13 protein-coding genes are annotated in these 15,920 nt (G+C 74.3%); 8 read left to right on the top strand and 5 right to left on the bottom strand.

The features are described from left to right. The first annotated feature begins 27 nt into the window (after nt 1–27). The 4 genes from J5Y04_RS32570 to J5Y04_RS32585 all read left to right on the top strand — a co-directional run bounded on the left by J5Y04_RS32570 (nt 28) and on the right by J5Y04_RS32585 (nt 5,714). Complete coding sequence (locus J5Y04_RS32570) at nt 28–2,028, top strand: ATP-binding protein (protein ID WP_209416002.1); 2,001 nt, start codon at nt 28–30, stop codon at nt 2,026–2,028. A 289-nt stretch (nt 2,029–2,317) separates the two neighbouring features. Continuing rightward, on the top strand, nt 2,318–3,838 hold the full coding sequence (locus J5Y04_RS32575) for an MFS transporter (RefSeq protein ID WP_209416003.1): 1,521 nt from the start codon (nt 2,318–2,320) through the stop codon (nt 3,836–3,838). Nucleotides 3,839–3,929: 91 nt separating this feature from the next. Continuing rightward, nucleotides 3,930–5,306, top strand: coding sequence for a carotenoid oxygenase family protein (locus J5Y04_RS32580; protein WP_209416004.1), 1,377 nt, complete (start codon nt 3,930–3,932; stop codon nt 5,304–5,306). A 234-nt stretch (nt 5,307–5,540) separates the two neighbouring features. Continuing rightward, entirely contained in the window at nt 5,541–5,714 is a 174-nt protein-coding gene (locus J5Y04_RS32585; RefSeq protein ID WP_209416005.1) for a hypothetical protein, read from the top strand. 23 nt (nt 5,715–5,737) lie between these two features. Here the strand turns inward: J5Y04_RS32585 and J5Y04_RS32590 are convergent, their stop codons facing one another. Further along, on the bottom strand, nt 5,738–6,400 hold the full coding sequence (locus J5Y04_RS32590; RefSeq protein ID WP_307853412.1) for a TetR/AcrR family transcriptional regulator: 663 nt from the start codon (nt 6,398–6,400) through the stop codon (nt 5,738–5,740). Nucleotides 6,401–6,534: 134 nt separating this feature from the next. Here J5Y04_RS32590 and J5Y04_RS32595 point away from each other — a divergent pair, with 134 nt between their 5' ends. From J5Y04_RS32595 to J5Y04_RS32605, 3 genes are all read left to right on the top strand, one after another. Then, nucleotides 6,535–8,847, top strand: coding sequence for an MMPL family transporter (locus tag J5Y04_RS32595; RefSeq protein WP_209416006.1), 2,313 nt, complete (start codon nt 6,535–6,537; stop codon nt 8,845–8,847). A gap of 46 nt (nt 8,848–8,893) precedes the next feature. Continuing rightward, nucleotides 8,894–10,729 (top strand): aminotransferase class V-fold PLP-dependent enzyme, encoded by a 1,836-nt coding sequence (locus J5Y04_RS32600; protein ID WP_209416007.1) that lies wholly within the window; start codon nt 8,894–8,896, stop codon nt 10,727–10,729. Nucleotides 10,730–10,792: 63 nt separating this feature from the next. Continuing rightward, on the top strand, nt 10,793–11,641 hold the full coding sequence (locus tag J5Y04_RS32605; RefSeq protein ID WP_209416008.1) for a hypothetical protein: 849 nt from the start codon (nt 10,793–10,795) through the stop codon (nt 11,639–11,641). A 253-nt stretch (nt 11,642–11,894) separates the two neighbouring features. Here the strand turns inward: J5Y04_RS32605 and J5Y04_RS32610 are convergent, their stop codons facing one another. Continuing rightward, entirely contained in the window at nt 11,895–12,905 is a 1,011-nt protein-coding gene (locus tag J5Y04_RS32610; RefSeq protein WP_209416009.1) for an AraC family transcriptional regulator, read from the bottom strand. Between the two features lie 199 nt (nt 12,906–13,104). Here J5Y04_RS32610 and J5Y04_RS32615 point away from each other — a divergent pair, with 199 nt between their 5' ends. Beyond that, on the top strand, nt 13,105–13,605 hold the full coding sequence (locus tag J5Y04_RS32615; RefSeq protein ID WP_209416010.1) for a DUF1772 domain-containing protein: 501 nt from the start codon (nt 13,105–13,107) through the stop codon (nt 13,603–13,605). A gap of 155 nt (nt 13,606–13,760) precedes the next feature. On the opposite strand, the gene J5Y04_RS43740 is transcribed toward J5Y04_RS32615, so the two are convergent. The 3 genes from J5Y04_RS43740 to J5Y04_RS32630 all read right to left on the bottom strand — a co-directional run bounded on the left by J5Y04_RS43740 (nt 13,761) and on the right by J5Y04_RS32630 (nt 15,813). Then, nucleotides 13,761–14,204, bottom strand: coding sequence for a hypothetical protein (locus tag J5Y04_RS43740; protein ID WP_307853413.1), 444 nt, complete (start codon nt 14,202–14,204; stop codon nt 13,761–13,763). A 166-nt stretch (nt 14,205–14,370) separates the two neighbouring features. After that, on the bottom strand, nt 14,371–14,736 hold the full coding sequence (locus J5Y04_RS32625; protein WP_209416011.1) for a darcynin family protein: 366 nt from the start codon (nt 14,734–14,736) through the stop codon (nt 14,371–14,373). Between the two features lie 183 nt (nt 14,737–14,919). Next, nucleotides 14,920–15,813: an NAD(P)H-binding protein gene (locus J5Y04_RS32630; RefSeq protein WP_209416012.1), complete on the bottom strand. Its 894-nt coding sequence runs from the start codon at nt 15,811–15,813 to the stop codon at nt 14,920–14,922. Nucleotides 15,814–15,920 lie beyond the last annotated feature (107 nt).

The raw sequence follows: 15,920 nt of genomic DNA on the forward strand, positions 1-15,920 counted from the left end.
CCGCCACGAGGGGAGAGGAGCCGTCACATGGCCTCCGTCAAGCAGAGACTGAGCAGCGCACGCGCCCAGGCCTTCATCGGCCGCGACGAGGAACTCGACGGCTTCGCGCACGCCCTGGCCGGCGACCCGCAGGCGCCGTTCGCGTTCTACGTCGTCGGCCCGGGCGGCATCGGCAAGTCGACGCTGCTGCGCCGCCTCGCGGACCACGCCCGCGCGACCGGGCGGCTGCTCCTGGAGCTGGACGGCCGCTTCGTGAGCCGGGACCCGGCCGACTTCGAACGCGCCGCCGCGCCGTTCCTCGACGTCCCAGGGACGGTCCTGTCGGTCGACTCCTTCGAGCACTGCCAGTGGCTGGAGAGCTGGCTGTGGCAGCGCTTCCTGCCCCGCGCGGCCGACGACACCCTGGTCGTCCTGGCCGGCCGCCACGCGCCCCAGCCCCAGTGGACCGCCGACCCCGCCTGGTCCGGGCTGCTGCGGGTCGTCGAACTGGGGCCGTTCTCCGAGTCGCAGGCCCGCAGCCTGCTGTCCAACGCCCAGGTCCCGCCCCAACTGCGCGAACGCGTCCTGCGGTTCGCCGGCGGCAACCCGCTGGCGCTCTCCCTCGCGGCCGCCGCCAGGGAGGCCGACTGGAGTCGGGAGGGCGTCTGGGCGCCCTCGGCCGACGTGCTGCGCACCCTGCTCTCCGGCCTCGTCGGCGAGGTGCCGACCGCCGCCCACCGCCGCGCCCTGGAGGTGGCGGCGCAGGCCCGCGCGACCTCGGAGGAACTACTCGCCACCGTCCTGCCCGGCGAGGACGCCCACCTGCTCTTCGGGTGGCTCAGGGGCCTGCCGTTCATGGAGTCCACCCACCGCGGCCTCCACCCGCACGACGCCGCCCGCGAGACGCTCGCCGCGGACCTGCGCTGGCGGGCCCCCAACGCCTTCGTGGAGATGCGCCGACGGCTGGCCGAGGAGTACCTGCGGCTGCTGCGCGAAGCCCCCGAGGAGCGGGTGTGGACCGTCACCGACGAGCTCTTCTACCTCTTCCGCGAGGGCGAGATGGTGGCGCGGCTGCGCACCTGGTCGCGCGAGGAGGAGGTGCACGACCGGCCGCTGTGCCCGGAGGACCTCGACGTCGTCCTGCGGATGGCCGCCGAGACCGAGGGCCCGGAGTCCGCCGACCTGGTCCGCTACTGGGCGCAGCGCCAGCCGCAGGCGTTCAGCGTCTACCGGCTCGTCAGCACCGGACGCATCGTCGCGTTCACGGCCCGGCTCGCCCTGCCCGCCCCGGCCGACCCCGAGGACCTCGCCACCGACCCGGTGGTGGCGGCCGCGTGGGCGTACACCGACGCCACCGTGCCGGTGCGTTCCGGCGAGCACATCGGCATCAGCCGGTTCTCGGTCTACCCCGAGCGGTACCAGGTGCCCTCGCGCGTGATGGACCTCAGCTCCTCCCGCGCCCAGGCCGAGTCGGCCCGCGCCCGGGCCCGCGCCTACGGCTTCGCCGTCTGGCGGGATGCCGACACGTGGGCCGCACGGGTCAGGGGCAGTCTCGACGACACCGGTGCGCGGCCGCGGGTCGGCGCGCACACCTACGGCGTGTTCGGCGTCGACTGGCGCCAGGTGCCCGTCGAGACCTGGCTGCGCCACTTCATGACGTCGACGCCCGTGCCGGTCCAGGCCGGGCCGTCGGGGATCTCGCGCACCGCGTTCGACCAGGCCGTGCGCGAGGCCCTGGCCCACTGGCGCGACGCGGCGGCCTTCGCCACCTGTTCCCTGCTGCGCAGCCGCCTCGCGGCCGACCTCGACGAGCCCGTCGAGGAGCTGCGTGCCCTGCTCCGCGGGGCCGTCGACGACCTCGCGCAGGATCCGCGCGGGGCCCGCGCCCGCGAGGCCCTGACGGCCGGCTACTTCTCCGGCGCGCCCACCCAGGAGGGCGCCGCCCGTCGGCTCGGCCTGCCGTACGGGACGTACCGGCGGCATCTGCGCCAGGGCCTGGACCTGCTCACCGAGGCGCTGTGGCAGCAGGAGCTGCACGGCCCTCAGTGAGCAGCCCTCAGTGATCAGCCCAGTGATCAGCCCAGTGATCAGCCCTCGCTGACCGGCCCTCAGTGGCCGGGCCCACTGACCGGCGCGGACGGACCGGCCTCGCTGACCGGCCCTCGCTGAATGGTCCGCACCGGACGGGACGGACGGGCGCCGCACCGTCCGAAGGGGCGGCCCCGCACCGTCCGGAGCGTCCGGACCGTCCGGGGGTGGACGGGTGCGGACAGCGGTGGACAGTCCCCGGACCCGACGGGCCTGGCAAGTGGACAGCGGCCGGCCCGAGTCTGTGGCCATGAACGTTGCACCTGCACCGAAGACGCCGGCACCAGGCCGGTCCCGCTCCCCGGGAGCCGCGCTCGCGGCGCTCGCCGGGGCCCAGTTCACCGTCATGGTCGCCACCTCGATCGTGAACGTGGCGCTCCCGCAGATCCGCGCCGGGACCGGCCTCTCGGACGGCGCCGTCACCTGGGTGGTCAACGCCTACGGCCTGGCGTTCGGGGCGCTGCTCCCGGCCGGCGGGCGGGCGGCCGACCTGCTCGGCCGCCGCCGGGTGCTCACCGTCGGGCTCGCGCTGTTCGCGGCGGGCTCGCTGGCGGCGGGCCTCGCCACCGCCCCGGGGCCGCTGATCGCGGCCCGGGCCGTCCAGGGGCTCGCCGCTGCGGCGATCGCCCCGGCGGCACTCGCCCTGGCGATGGCGCAGTTCCCCGGCGGCACCGGGCGCGGCAGGGCGTTGGGGGTGTGGGGGGCGGTCTCCGGCGCGGGCGGGGCGGGCGGCGTCCTGCTGGGCGGCGTGCTCACCCAGGCGTGGGGCTGGCCGTGGATCTTCCACTCGGTCGCACTCGGCTCGGCGCTGGTGCTGGCCGCCGCGGCGGTCCTCGTCCCGGCGGACTCCGGTCCGGTGACCGGTCGGCAGCCCGCGGGGGCGGCCGGAGGGTTCGACCTGGCGGGCACCGTCACCGTCACCCTTGCCCTGACCTGCCTGGTCTGGGGCCTGACCACCGCACGCGGCGCCGGCTGGGACGACGGTCCGGTGCTCGCTGCCCTGGGAGCCGCCGCCGTCCTCCTCACCGCCTTCGTCGTGATCGAGCGGCGCCGGCCGGACGCCCTGATCCCGCCCCGGCTGTTCACCACGGGCCGGGTGGCCTCCGGGAACCTGCTGATGGCACTGCTGGGCTCGGTGTGGATCGCCCTGTTCTTCTTCCTGCCGCTCTACCAGCAGCAGGTCCTCGGTTCGGGGCCGCTGGCCACCGGGGCGGGCCAACTCCCGCTCGCCGCCGCCAATATGATCGGCGCCACGCTGGCACCACGACTGGCCCGGCGGCTCGGGGCGACCGCGACCACGACCGCCGCCCTGCTCACCGAGGCCCTCGGTCTGCTGTGGCTGTCCCGGATCGACGCCGGGGGCGGCTACCTCACCGACATCCTCGGCCCGAGCCTCCTGGTCGGTCTGGGCCTCGGCATCGCCTTCGTCCAGCTCACCGGGCTCGCCGTGGACGGCGTCCCGCCGGGGGACGCCGGGCTGGCCGGCGGGCTGGTGAACACCACCCGGCAGGTCGGCGGCGCGATCGGGCTCGCCGTCCTGACCACCCTCGCCGGCTCCGTCACCGGCCACGCGGCCGCCCGGGGACACCTGGAAGCACTGACCGCCGGCTACCGAGCGGCCTTCGCGGTCTCCGCCGCGGTCCTGGCCGTCACGGCGCTCCTCACCGTCCTCCTGGCCCGCTGCACCGGCCGGACGACGACCGACGCCACCGCGGCCCCCGGGGCCCGGGTGCGGCCCGACGGCCGCGCGGCCCGCACCGGGCACGCCTGACCGTCACCACCTTCACCGCAGTCTCCACCGTCACGACCTCCACCACATCCACCGCATCCACCACATCCACCTTCACCGAAAGGGATCTGCCATGACCACCTCCCAGAAGCCGCCGTACCTGACCGGCCACTTCACGCCCGTCGCCGACGAGCTCACCGCCACCGAACTGACCGTCGAGGGCACCCTGCCGCCCGAGCTGACCGGCCGGCTGATCCGCAACGGCCACAACCCGAAGCCGGGCGTCACCCCGACCCACTGGTTCAAGGGCAGCGGCATGGTGCACGGCATCCGGCTCCGCGAGGGCCGCGCCGAGTGGTACCGCAACCGCTGGGTGCACACCCCCGCCCTCGACGGCGCCCCGTACATGACCGAGCACGGCCCCGACCTGACCGCCTCCGTCGCGGGCACCCACGTCATCGAGCACGCCGGGCGCCTGCTCGCCCTGTGCGAGGCGAACCTGCCGTTCGAACTCACGCGGGAGCTGGACACCGTCGGTGCCTACGACTTCGAGGGCAGGCTGCGGACCGCGATGACCGCCCACCCCAAGGAGGACCCGCTGACGGGCGAGCTCCACTTCTTCGGCTCCTCGCCCCTCCCGCCGTTCCTCACCTACTACGTCGCCGACGCGAAGGGCGCGATCGTCCACAGCGTCGAGGTGCCGGACGCCACCGCCTCGCTCAAGCACGACTTCGCCATCACCCGCCACCATGTGGTCTTCGTCGAGGGCAACGTCACCTTCGACCCCTCCGAGCACTCCGGCATCCCGTACGGCTGGAGCGACGAACAGCCCGCCCGCATCGGCGTCATGCCGCGCGGGGCCGGCGGCGCCGGGAAGATCCGCTGGTTCTCCATCGAACCGGGCAACATGCTGCACGTCGCGAACGCCTACGAGGACGACCGCGGCCGCATCGTCCTGGAGGGCCCCACCGTGGACCGGGAGGGATTCCGGCTCTCCTGGAACTGGTGGGTCGGCGCGCCCGGACGCGGCAGTGAGCCCGGCTCCCGCTCCTACACGCGGCGCTGGGTGGTCGACCTGGCGGCCGGCAGCGTCGACGAGCGGATCGTCGACGACCTGCCGGTGGAGTTCCCGACCCTCAACGAGGCGTACCTGGGCGCCGAGAACCGCTACCAGTACGCCGTCGCCTTCCCCGACGAGCAGGGCTTCGGCGGCTACGGCGTCGTCAAGTACGACCGGGTGACCGGTGCCCGCCGGATCCGCCGGATCGGCGACGCCCGGCTGCCCAGCGAGGCCGTCTTCGTCCCGGCGGCCGGGGCCACCGGCGAGGACGAGGGCTACCTGCTCACCGTCGTCTCCGACCTCAAGCAGGACTCGTCGCAGCTGCTGGTCCTCGACGCCTCCGGCCTCGACAACGTCGCCACCGTCCACCTGCCCCGCCGGGTGCCCGGCGGCGTCCACGGCTCCTGGATCCCGGACGGCGACACGGATGCCCGGACCGGCCGCGGCTGACCGGACCGACCTCGGCTGACCGGACGACCGTACGCGCCGCGCACCGCGGCGGCGGCCGGATCGCCTCGGACCAGGACCACTACAGCCTCGCCGAGGCCCGGCCCTCACCCGGTCCGGCCTGCCCGCCGACCGGACCCCGCCCACCCCCTGACCGTGCTCTTCCTCTGATTCGAACACCCCGCACCCCCGCCCCACCCCGGCCGGCGGCAGGCCTCCCTGCCGCCGGCCTTCGTCGTGCCCTGCCCGCCCGTCGCACCGATCCCGCTGCTGCCGGGCGCCGACCGGCTCCGCATCGACCGGGTCGGTGTGAACCGGGTGAGCGCCCGCCTCGCTGGCGAGGAGTTCGAACCGCGCGGCCGCATCGAGACCGAAGCAGCCCGCCTCCGACGACGCCTCAAGAACGAGTGATCACATGACCACCCGACACTCTCTCAGCCGGTCGGGTCGTCGGCCGGACCGTCCTCGGCGGGACGATCGTCGGCCTGGTGGTCGGCGGAGGCGAGGAGGGCGTGCACGGTGACGGCCATGGTGTGGCGGGCCTGCTCCGGGCTCAGGCCGGTGCTGCGCCAATGGTGCCAGGTGCTCCAGGTGGTGACCGCGTCCAGGCCGTTGAGCAGGTCCGTCCGGCCGGGCTCGGACAGCGGGTCGAGCTCCAGGGCGAAGATCTGGCCGAGCCGCAGGCGGGCGAACTCCAGCATCTGCTGGACCGCCTCGTGGACGCGGGGGGAGGGGTTCTCCAGCCGCATGATGGCGAGCCGGGCCGGGGTGAGGCCCTCCAGGATCCGGGCGCGCTGCTCCGTGAGGGCCGCGACCCGGACGTCCCGCGGCCCCTCCGTGGGGAGCGGCCGGACCTGCGCCATCAGCTGTTCCAGGCGCCGGCCGACGGCGACCTCGGCCAACTGCGCCATGTCCGCGAAGTGGTGGAACACGAGCCGCCGGGAGACGCCGGCCCGCTCGGCGACCTTGTCGGCGGGGAAGTGCGCCTGGTTCTCGTCGAGCAGCGACAGCATCGCGTCGGCGATCTTCTCTCGGGTCTGACGCCCGCGCTCCGTGCGTCCGTCAGTGACGGGCGCGGCGGTTTCGCTCCGTTCCACGTGGGCCTCCGCCCTCTCGTTGACATTTTTGCACCGCGAGTGCAAGTGTACGCGTTGCACGCTGAGTGCAATAAGTTTTGGTGGGGACCGGCCCGTCGCCGTCCCACCGCCGTACGAAGGGCGGTTCGCCGCAGATGTTCACCGGTGTCGGGCGCTGGTGCGCCCGCAGGCCCAAGCGCGTGGTCGCGGCCTGGCTGCTCCTCCTCACCGCCGCACTCGCGGCGCTCGCGGTGTTCGGCCGCGTCACCAGTGAGGCCGTCTCCATTCCGGGCAGCGACAGCCAGGCCGCGCGGGACATCGCCGACCGCGCGTTCCCCGGCCCCGCGTCCGGCAGACAGCCCGTCCTGCTGCACACCGCCGCCACGGCCGCTCCGCTGTCCGCCTCCGACACCGCCGCGGCGGTGCGCAGCGCCGCCGCGGCCATCGCCCGGGTGCCGCACGTGGTCGCCGTCACCACCCCCTACGACCCGGCCGGCGCAGGCGCCATGAGCGCCGACGGCCACACCGCCTACCTCGCGATCGACCTCGACGTCACCGGCCGGGAGATCACGCCCGAAACGACCGACGCCGTGCTCGCGGCGGCGACGCCGGCCGACGCCGCCGGCATCGAGGTGACCCCGGGCGGCTACCTGGCCGCCGCGGTCGACAAGGGGAGCACCGGCCGCAGCGAGGCCATCGGGCTCGGCACCGCCCTGCTGATCCTCGCCCTCACCTTCGGCAGCCTCGTCGCCGCCGGGCTGCCGCTGCTCGCCGGGGTGATCGGCCTCGGCATCGCCCTGCCCGTCCTCGGCCTGGCCGGCCACCTGCTGGACGTGCCCGAGGCCGGCGAGACCATCGCCGCCATGATCGGCCTGGGCGTCGGCATCGACTACACCCTCTTCGGGCTCACCCGCTTCCGGGAGCTGCGCGCCGCGGGCGTCGGGATCGAGGACGCCGCCGTGCGCACCACCGCCGGCTCCGGCAAGTCCGTCGCGTTCGCCGGCAGCGCCGTCGTCGCCGCACTCTCCGGTCTCGCCCTGGGCGGACTCCCGCTGCTGTACGCCCTGGCCCTCGCCCCCGCGATCGCCGTGATGACGGCGCTGGGCGTGAATCTCACGCTGCTGCCCGCCCTGCTCGTTCTGCTCGGCACGCGGCTGACGCCCAAGCCGGCCGCGCCCGCCCCGGACGGCCGCCCGCGCGGTTGGGGCCGGGTCGCGGCCCTGGTCGCGGCCAGGCCGTGGCCGCTCCTGCTGGCCGGCCTGGCGCTGCTCGGCATCCTCGCCGCCCCCGCGGCCCACCTCCACCTCGGCCAGCTCGACGCCGGCAGCAAGGCGAGCGGCACCATGAGCCGCACCGCGTACGACCGGATGGCCGCGGCCTTCGGCCCGGGCTCCAACGGCGTGCTCCAGGTGGTCGGCGTCCTCCCCACCTCCGTTCCGGCCGCCGCGGGGGCCGGCGACCCGCGCCTCACCGCCGTCACCACCGCGCTGCGCGGTGCCGAGGGCGTCGCCGTCGTCGGTCCGCCCGCCGTGGCCGCCGACGGACGCACCGTCCGCTGGCAGGTCACCCCTTCCACGGCTCCCGCCGACCCGGCCACCACCGGACTGGTGCACCGACTCCGCTCCGACGTCCTGCCCGCCGCCACCGCAGGCAGCGGCCAGCAGGTGCACATCGGCGGCACCCCGGCGGCCCAGGCCGACCTCAACGCGCGGATCGCACACCGCATGCCGCTCGTCGTCGGCTTCGTCCTGACCGTCGCGGGCCTGCTCCTGCTGCTGGCCTTCCGCTCGCCGGTCGTCGCGGTGAAGGCCGCCGTGATGAACATGGTCTCGGTCGCCGCCGCGTACGGCGTGCTCACCGCCGTCTTCCAGCACGGCTGGGGCGCCCGGCTGATCGGCCTGGAGGGCGCCGTCCCGATCCCCGGCTACGTACCGCTGCTGATGTTCGCGGTGCTCTTCGGCCTCTCCATGGACTACGAGGTCTTCCTGCTCAGCGCCGTACGCGAGGCCTACCTGCGGGAGGGCGACAACCGGCGGGCCGTGGTCACCGGCCTCGCCGGCACCGGACGGATCATCAGCTCGGCGGCCCTGATCATGGTCGCGGTGTTCCTCAGCTACCTGCTCTCCGACGACCCGGTCGTCAAGATGTTCGGCATCGGCCTGGCCACCGCCGTCGCCCTGGACGCCACCGTCGTCCGCGGCCTGCTGGTGCCCTCGACCATGGTCCTGCTCGGCGACGGCAACTGGTGGCTGCCCGGCCGGCTCGACCGCCTGCTCCCGCACATCGACATCGAGGGCGACGGGCACCAGGGCCACCCGCACACGGGGAGCACCGCGGATGCGGAGGGCGCGGTGGACGCGGAGGACGCGGAGGACGCGGAGGACGCGGAGGACGCGGAGGACGCGGTGGGAGCCGCCACCGAGGGTGGAGCCCCCTCCCGGCCCGCGCCGGCCGGGCCCACCCGATAGGGCCGGCCGCGTCAGACACACCCACAGTTCAGGTGAAGATTCCTTGATGACCATCCCAACCCCGCACCACGCCGAATGGTCCCACCCCGGCGAGCACCCGGCCGCCGGCCGCCTCCCGCTCTCCGGCCCTGCGCCCGTCGACCCGTCAGCCGCCGATGCGGCACGTGCTGACCTCCTCGCCCGCATCCAGGCCGGACTGATCGGCGAGGGCGACCTGCTCGACGGTCCGTACGGCCCGCGCCGGATCACCTACGCCGACCACACCGCCTCCGGCCGCCCCCTCGACTTCGTCGAGGACTTCGTCCGGCAAGCCGTCCTGCCCCGCTATGCCAACACCCACACCGAGAGCTCCGGCAACGGCCTGCGCACCGGCCGCCTCCGCGAAGAGGCCCGCGGCCTGATCCACCGTGCCGTCGGAGCCGGCGACGACCACGCCGTGCTCTTCTGCGGCTCCGGTACCACCGGCGCCGTGGACCGCCTGGTGGCCCTGCTCGACCTGCGCCGCCCATCGCGTCGCAGCCGCACCTACGGCACCCCACTTCCGGAGCACGACCGCCCGGTGGTCTTCGTCGGCCCCCACGAACACCACTCCAACGAACTGCCGTGGCGGGAGTCGGCCGCCGACGTCGTGGTGATCCGGGAGGGCGCGGACGGCCGGCTCGACGAGGACGACCTGCGCGCCCAACTGCTGCTCCACGCCCACCGCCCGCTGCGGGTCGGCAGCTTCTCCGCGGCCTCCAACGTCACCGGCATCCTTGCCGCCACCGACCGGATATCCTCCCTCCTCCACGCCTACGGAGCGCTTGCCTGCTGGGACTTCGCGACGGCCGGCCCCTACCTTCCGATCCGGGTCGCCGAGTCGTCCCCCGGCCGCGGCGACCACAAGGACGCGGTGATGCTCTCGCCGCACAAGTTCGTCGGCGGTCCGCAGACACCGGGCGTCCTGGTCGTCCACCGGGACGTACTGGGCGGACCGGTGCCGACCGTGCCCGGCGGGGGCACGGTCTCCTACGTCAGCCCGGTCGACCACGAGTACGTCACCGATCCGGTCGCCCGCGAAGAGGGCGGCACCCCCGCCGTCGTCGAGTCGATCCGCGCCGGCCTGGTCTTCGCCCTCAAGGAGGACATCGGAAGCGGGTTCATCCACGAGCGAGAAGAGGCCGCCTGGTCCCGGGTGCGGGCCCGGTGGGGCCGACACCCCACCCTGCGGTTGCTGGGGCGAACCGACGTACCCCGCCTGCCCGTGGTCTCCTTCCTGGTCCAGGACCGGCGCCGGCCCGACCGCTACCTGCACCACAACTTCGTCACGGCGGTGCTCAACGACCTCTTCGGAATCCAGGCGCGCGGCGGCTGCTCCTGCGCCGGCCCGTACGGGCACCGACTGCTCGGCATCGACGCAGAACGGTCAGCCGCCTTCCGCGAGGTGATCGTCGGTCAGCGCCTGGAGGGCATCAAACCCGGTTGGACTCGGGTGAGCTTCCCGTACTTCACCACGGACGAGGCGCTGGAGTACGTCCTCGCCGCCGTCGAGCTGGTGGCCTCCGAAGGTCATCGGCTGCTGCCTGACTACGCGTTCGACCCCCGCACCGGGCTGTGGCGCCACCGCGCCCGCCCCGGCGGGGAACCCGGCGTCCGGCTCGCAGGCTTCCACGGCCGGTCGTGGCAGCGGGTCCGGACGACGGAAACCGCGCCGGGCTCCCCGTCGACCGCACTGCACGAGCAGCTGGAGCAGGCCCGTGCGGTGCTCGCCGACCGGCCCGAGCCCCCGGCCGAGGCGCCGACCGGCTTGCCCGCCTCCGTCGAGGCGCTGCGCTGGTTTCCCCTGCTGCCCGCCAACCTCGTCCCCCTGGACGTCTCCGGGCAGCACGGCCACGGCAACTGAGCCCCGCCGTCCCCCGTCCTGTCTGTCCTGTCATTCCGCCCCAACGCATCTGGAGCAATCCCCGTGTTCAGACACCACCGAAGCGGCCTGCTGACGCTCACTGCCCTCGGCGTCACCGCCGGAGCCGCCGTACTCGCCGCGCCCGCCGCCCACGCCGCCCCCACCTGCGGGCGGCCACCGGTCCAGTACTCCGTGGACGGCGGCGCCAACTGGACGAACAGCGCCACGATCGCGGCGCCGTCGGCCACCGTCCAGGTCCGGCTGGCCGGCCAGCCCACCGCCGGCTGCGACTACCACGTCTCGCTGGGGTCGTACGAGACGCAGGGCGCGACCTGGGCCACCTCCGGCCGGCAGACCTTCCTCGGCTGGGCGACCACGACGCTCACCCGCGAGCACTACCGCGACGTGCTCGACGTCAGCGGCCACCTGCCCCACTGCTTCGGCGAGTTGGCGCTGTACGGAGTCGGCGAGAAGTACGACGGAAGCGACGGGGACCACCCCCTGCCGCACTACCCGGACGAGCCGTTCTCCGGGGTGCTGCTCGCCTCGTGGAACGGCGGCACCGCCTGCCCGCCCGAGCCGACCGGCAGCCCGACCACCCAGGCCCCGACGAACCCCGCCACGCCGCCCACGGTCACGCCGACCCCCGCACCGGCGACGGCGGGCGTCCCCACGGCCGGGCCGACCCCCACCCCCGCCGCGTCGACGTCCTCCCCCGCCACGTCGACGTCCTCCCCCGCCGGAGCCGGCTCGTCGCGCCCGGCCCCGAGCCAGGCCACGGCCGTCCCGGCACTGGCCGCCACCGGAGCCGACCCCGGCCTCCTGGCCGCCACGGCGGTCGGCGCCACCGTGCTGGTCGCCGCCGGCTGCACGGTCGTCTACGCCGGCCGCCGGCGGTCCACCCGCCACTGACGGCACGGCCGGGGGCGGGGGCCGGGAGGCCGGCCGGCACCCGTCGCCGGCACCTCGACCGAGGGCCGGCCCGGCGCGGTTCCCGCACCGGCGGCCGCGGTTCGATCACCGCTCCTGAACATCCGTCAACGACAAGCCATTGGGGAAACCTGCACCCGCAGCCGCACATGGCGGTGATCCTTGCGGACACCTCGACAGCGAAGATCACCGCCAGTGCGCCACGCCACGCGGTCGATACATTGCCCGACCCTTCTCAGCCGGCGGCCAGGACCACCGTGGTCATGGTGAAGGGCGGCGCGGCGGGCGGTGCCTCCCCGGCCAGCCGGCGGTGCTCCTGGGGTGTGACGCCGCGGACCCGCTTGAAGGCCGCGCTGAGGGCGAAGGCGTTGCTGTAGCCGACCCGGCGGGCCACCGAGGCGACGGTGTGCCCGGGGTCGCGCAGCAGGTCGGCGGCGAGCGCCAGGCGCCAGGTGGCCAGGTAGGCCATCGGCGGCTCGCCGACCAGCGCGGTGAAGCGGCGGGCCAGGCCGGCGCGCGAGACGCCGACCTCGGCGGCCAGTGCGGCGACCGTCCACGGGCGGGCCGGGTCGTCGTGCATCAGGCGCAGGACCGGGCCGACCACCTGGTCGTGCTGGGCCTGGTACCAGGCAGGGGCGCCGCTGTCCGGGGTGGCGAGCCAGCTGCGCAGCACGCCGACGACGAGGAGGTCCAGCAGACGGTCCAGGACCAGCTCCTGGCCGGGCTCGTCGCGGGTCGTCTCGGCGGCCAGCAGGCGGACCAGGGTGTCCTCGGTGGTGGCGGCGTTCTCGCCGGCCGGGCGGACCAGCAGGGTCGGCAGGTGGTCCAGCAGGCGCCTGCCGATCTCGTGCTCGGCCTGGTAGGTGCCGGACAGCAGGACGGAGGAGTTGTCGTCGCCGGGCCGGACCTCGCCCCACGTGCGGACGCCGAGGGCCATCGAGGCGGAGACGTCGGCGCCGTCGCGCGAGCAGACCTGTCCGGGGCCGATCACCACCTGTACCGGGGTGTCCGGCCTGTCGGCGACGGTGTAGGGCTCGGGCCCGCGCACGATGGCCACGTCGCCGGGGCGCAGCAGCACCGGAGCGCCGCCCTCCGGGAGGATCCAGGCGTCCCCGCGGATCGGGGCGACCACCGACAGCGGTGCGCCGTCCTCGATCCGCAGGGACCACGGTGGGCTGAGGATCGAGCGGAGCACGAACGCTCCCCGGGCCTTGGGGCCGTCGAGCAGGCCGGTGAGAGTGTCCATGGGGTAAGCCTAGACGTTGAAACATGGATTGACGGACCGTCATTTGAGAGAGTCTTGAGTGGTCGGGCGGGCTACGCCCGGCGGTACGGGGGATGATCGGCGGAGCGGCCGGTGTCGGTGACGACGCGGGCGCGCAGCACGACCGCCGGCAGCGATGCCGCGGCCGCAACGCCGTTGGCCGGAAAGAGGGATGAGCCCGATGGAACTGTCGCGCGTGATTGCACTCGTGGCCGCCACGATCACCACCGGACTGAGCGCGGGGTTGTTCTACGCGTACGCGTGTTCGGTGATGCCGGGCCTGCGCGGGACGGAGGACCGGACGTTCATCGAGGTGATGCAGCGCATCAACGTGGCCATTCTCAACGGGTGGTTCCTGCTGGGTTTCGCGGGGGCGCTGGTGGCCACGGCTGCGGCCGTGGCGTTGCACCTACCGGCCGACGGACACCGGGTGCTGCCGGCGGCGGTGGCGGCGCTGGTCTTCTACGGGGCGTCGCTGGTGGTGACGCGGGTGATCAACATTCCGCTGAACGATGCCCTGGCCGCCGCCGGCGAGCCCGGGCGGATCGCGGAGCCGGGGGCGGTGCGTGGCCGGTTCGAGGCGCGGTGGGTGCGGTGGAACGTGGCGCGGGCCCTGCTCTGCACGGCGGCGCTCGGGTGCCTGTGCTGGGCGCTGGTGCTGCACGGCAACGCGACGGGCTGAGCCCGCCCGGCCGGTCGGCGCCGGTCAGCACCGGTCAGCACCGGTCGGCGCCGATCGGTATCGGCCGGTTTTCAGCCAAGGCCGGAGCACGTGAGCCCGCCGGTCCGGTTCGCGAGCCCGCGGGCCCCTTCCACGGACCCGCCGCGACTGCGCGGTCAGCCGGCGGCGAGGATGTCGGCGAGGCCGACCGCGGGGCGGCCGAGTACGGCTGTCAGCGCGCGCTGCTGACGCCCGGTCAGGGAGGCGACGAAGATCACCGCGTCCGCCTCGGCCCGGTCGCAGGCCAGCGCCACCTCACGGACCTTTCCGTGACTCAGCAGAGTCCGCGAGGAGTAGGGCAGCCCCATCTTCTGGGCCCCACCGTCCGAGACGCCCCGTCGCTGCACGATCTGCACGACGACCCGAGCGCCGCGCGCTGCCAGTTCCGCGACTGCCGACGCCATGACCACCTCGAAGTCCTTCTGTTTCGCGGAGAAGTAGCCGACCAGGACCACGTCGGCGCCGGCGGCCGTGAGCGGAGACGCCCGGCGTCGCACCGCCTGCGGCGGCACACGGCGGGACGGGCGCCGGTCGCGCCTCCGGGGCTGGGGCTGGTACACGGACCACAGGTTAGGGCCCGCGAGGTTGTGGGTCAGTCGTCGGGTCGTGACGTTCCGGTCCGCCCGGGCCGGTGCCCTCCGGTCGGCCGAAGCCGCCGGAGGGCGCCGGCCCGGGTGAGCGGGTGAGCGGGTGAGCGGGTGAGCGGCTGCGCAGGTGGGCGGTGTGTCAGGTGCTGATGGTGGCGACGGGTTCGAGGCCGTAGGTCCGGGCGTAGCCGTTCTCGGTGCCGACGAGGAGGTCGACGACCTCGAAATAGCGGTCCCAGAAGGGGGTTTCGCGCAGTGCGTCGACGAGGAGCTGGTAGGCGTGGTGGTCTTCGGCTTCCCACACCCAGACGTCGGTGACGCGCGCGGAGTAGAACTCCGTGTCGTAGAAGCGTGACCGGACGCCGGTGGTCCTGGCCTCGATGGTCGGCAGGACCTGGGTGGTGAAGGCGTCCACGCGTTCCTGGACGGTCAGAGCGAGCCACTCGGGTGTGGTCTTGACCAGCATGAACGCGGTGACCGGCGGTCCGGTCTTCTCAGCGGGCATCAGGGGTGCCTCCGAAATGGCGGGTGGTCCTGGTTCGCCGGGCCCGTGTGGTTCCGGCGCTGGGTAGTGGACCTCATGAGCTGGGCGCTGGACCTCAGGAGCCGGGTAGTGGACTTCAGGAGCTGGGCGCTGGGCTTCCGGCGCCGGGTGCTGGAGTTCAGGATCCGGGTTCGGTGCCGGCCTTCAGGAGAGGACGGCGGGCTTGAGGGTCCGGACGCACCACTGCTCGAAGCTGGTGGGCGAGGTGGTGTCCGGGGTGCGGGCGATGCCGGCGTCGAGGCCCTCGTCCTTGGCCCGCTTCATGTCGACTAGGCCCTGGACGAACGCCTCGTTGAGGCCGTGGCCGACGAGGGTGGTGTACAGCTCGTCGAGCGGCCGGCGCTCGTAGCGGACGGGGCGGCCGAGCTGTTCGGTCATGATGCGGGCCAGGTCGTTGGGCGACAGGTCCTGCGGCCCGAGGACCGGGACGCTGCCGCTGCCGGTCCACGAGCGGTCCAGCAGCAGGCCGGCGGCGGCCGTCGCGATATCGGCGACGGCGACGAGCGGGGCCTTACGGTCGGCGTCGACGACGTCGGTGAAGACGCCCTTCTCCCGGATCGAGCCGGCCTCCTCCAGGAGGTTCTCAAAGAAGGACGGGTTGGCCAGGGCCCGGTAGGCGACGCCGGTGCCGGCGATGAGGTCGTCCATGGCGAGGGAGGCGGTGACGAGGCCGGCCCGGCCGGCGAGCGGGGTGCCGCGACCGAGCGCGGAGACGCCGACGACATGGCCGACGCCGTGGGCGGCGAGCGCCTTGACGGCCGGGCGGGCGAAGCCGCTGAAGGCGTCCTGCGGGGCCAGGGAGGCGTCCGGGGGGACGAGCCAGAAGACGGCGTCCGCCCCCTCGAAGGCCCGGTCGAGGACCTCGGCTTCCGCGTGCGACCCGGTGACCACCTCGACGCGTCCGCGCGCCGCGGCCGGAAGCCGGGCGGGATCACGCACGATCACGCGCAGTTCCTCGCCCGCGGCGGGGGCGGACTCCAGGAGCCGGGAGAGCAGGTGACGGCCGATGTTCCCGGTGGGAGCAGTAATGACGATCATGAAAACCTCGCAGGTCGTGCCGGTTCGGTACGTCCCTCATCCTGCTGAGGCCCGCCGTGCTGCCACAATGGGAACTTCGGCACGGAATCATTGACTGAAATGGAATA

The organism is Kitasatospora sp. RG8 (genome assembly GCF_017813315.1).
In the GTDB taxonomy this organism is placed as follows: Bacteria; Actinomycetota; Actinomycetes; order Streptomycetales; family Streptomycetaceae; genus Kitasatospora.

Coding starts and splice junctions, on each gene's coding strand:
- J5Y04_RS32570 (WP_209416002.1), top strand. CDS start 28: ATGGCCTCCGTCAAGCAGAGACTGAGCAGCGCACGCGCCCAGGCCTTC.
- J5Y04_RS32575 (WP_209416003.1), top strand. CDS start 2,318: ATGAACGTTGCACCTGCACCGAAGACGCCGGCACCAGGCCGGTCCCGC.
- J5Y04_RS32580 (WP_209416004.1), top strand. CDS start 3,930: ATGACCACCTCCCAGAAGCCGCCGTACCTGACCGGCCACTTCACGCCC.
- J5Y04_RS32595 (WP_209416006.1), top strand. CDS start 6,535: ATGTTCACCGGTGTCGGGCGCTGGTGCGCCCGCAGGCCCAAGCGCGTG.
- J5Y04_RS32600 (WP_209416007.1), top strand. CDS start 8,894: ATGACCATCCCAACCCCGCACCACGCCGAATGGTCCCACCCCGGCGAG.
- J5Y04_RS32610 (WP_209416009.1), bottom strand. CDS start 12,905: ATGGACACTCTCACCGGCCTGCTCGACGGCCCCAAGGCCCGGGGAGCG.
- J5Y04_RS32615 (WP_209416010.1), top strand. CDS start 13,105: ATGGAACTGTCGCGCGTGATTGCACTCGTGGCCGCCACGATCACCACC.
- J5Y04_RS32625 (WP_209416011.1), bottom strand. CDS start 14,736: ATGCCCGCTGAGAAGACCGGACCGCCGGTCACCGCGTTCATGCTGGTC.
- J5Y04_RS32630 (WP_209416012.1), bottom strand. CDS start 15,813: ATGATCGTCATTACTGCTCCCACCGGGAACATCGGCCGTCACCTGCTC.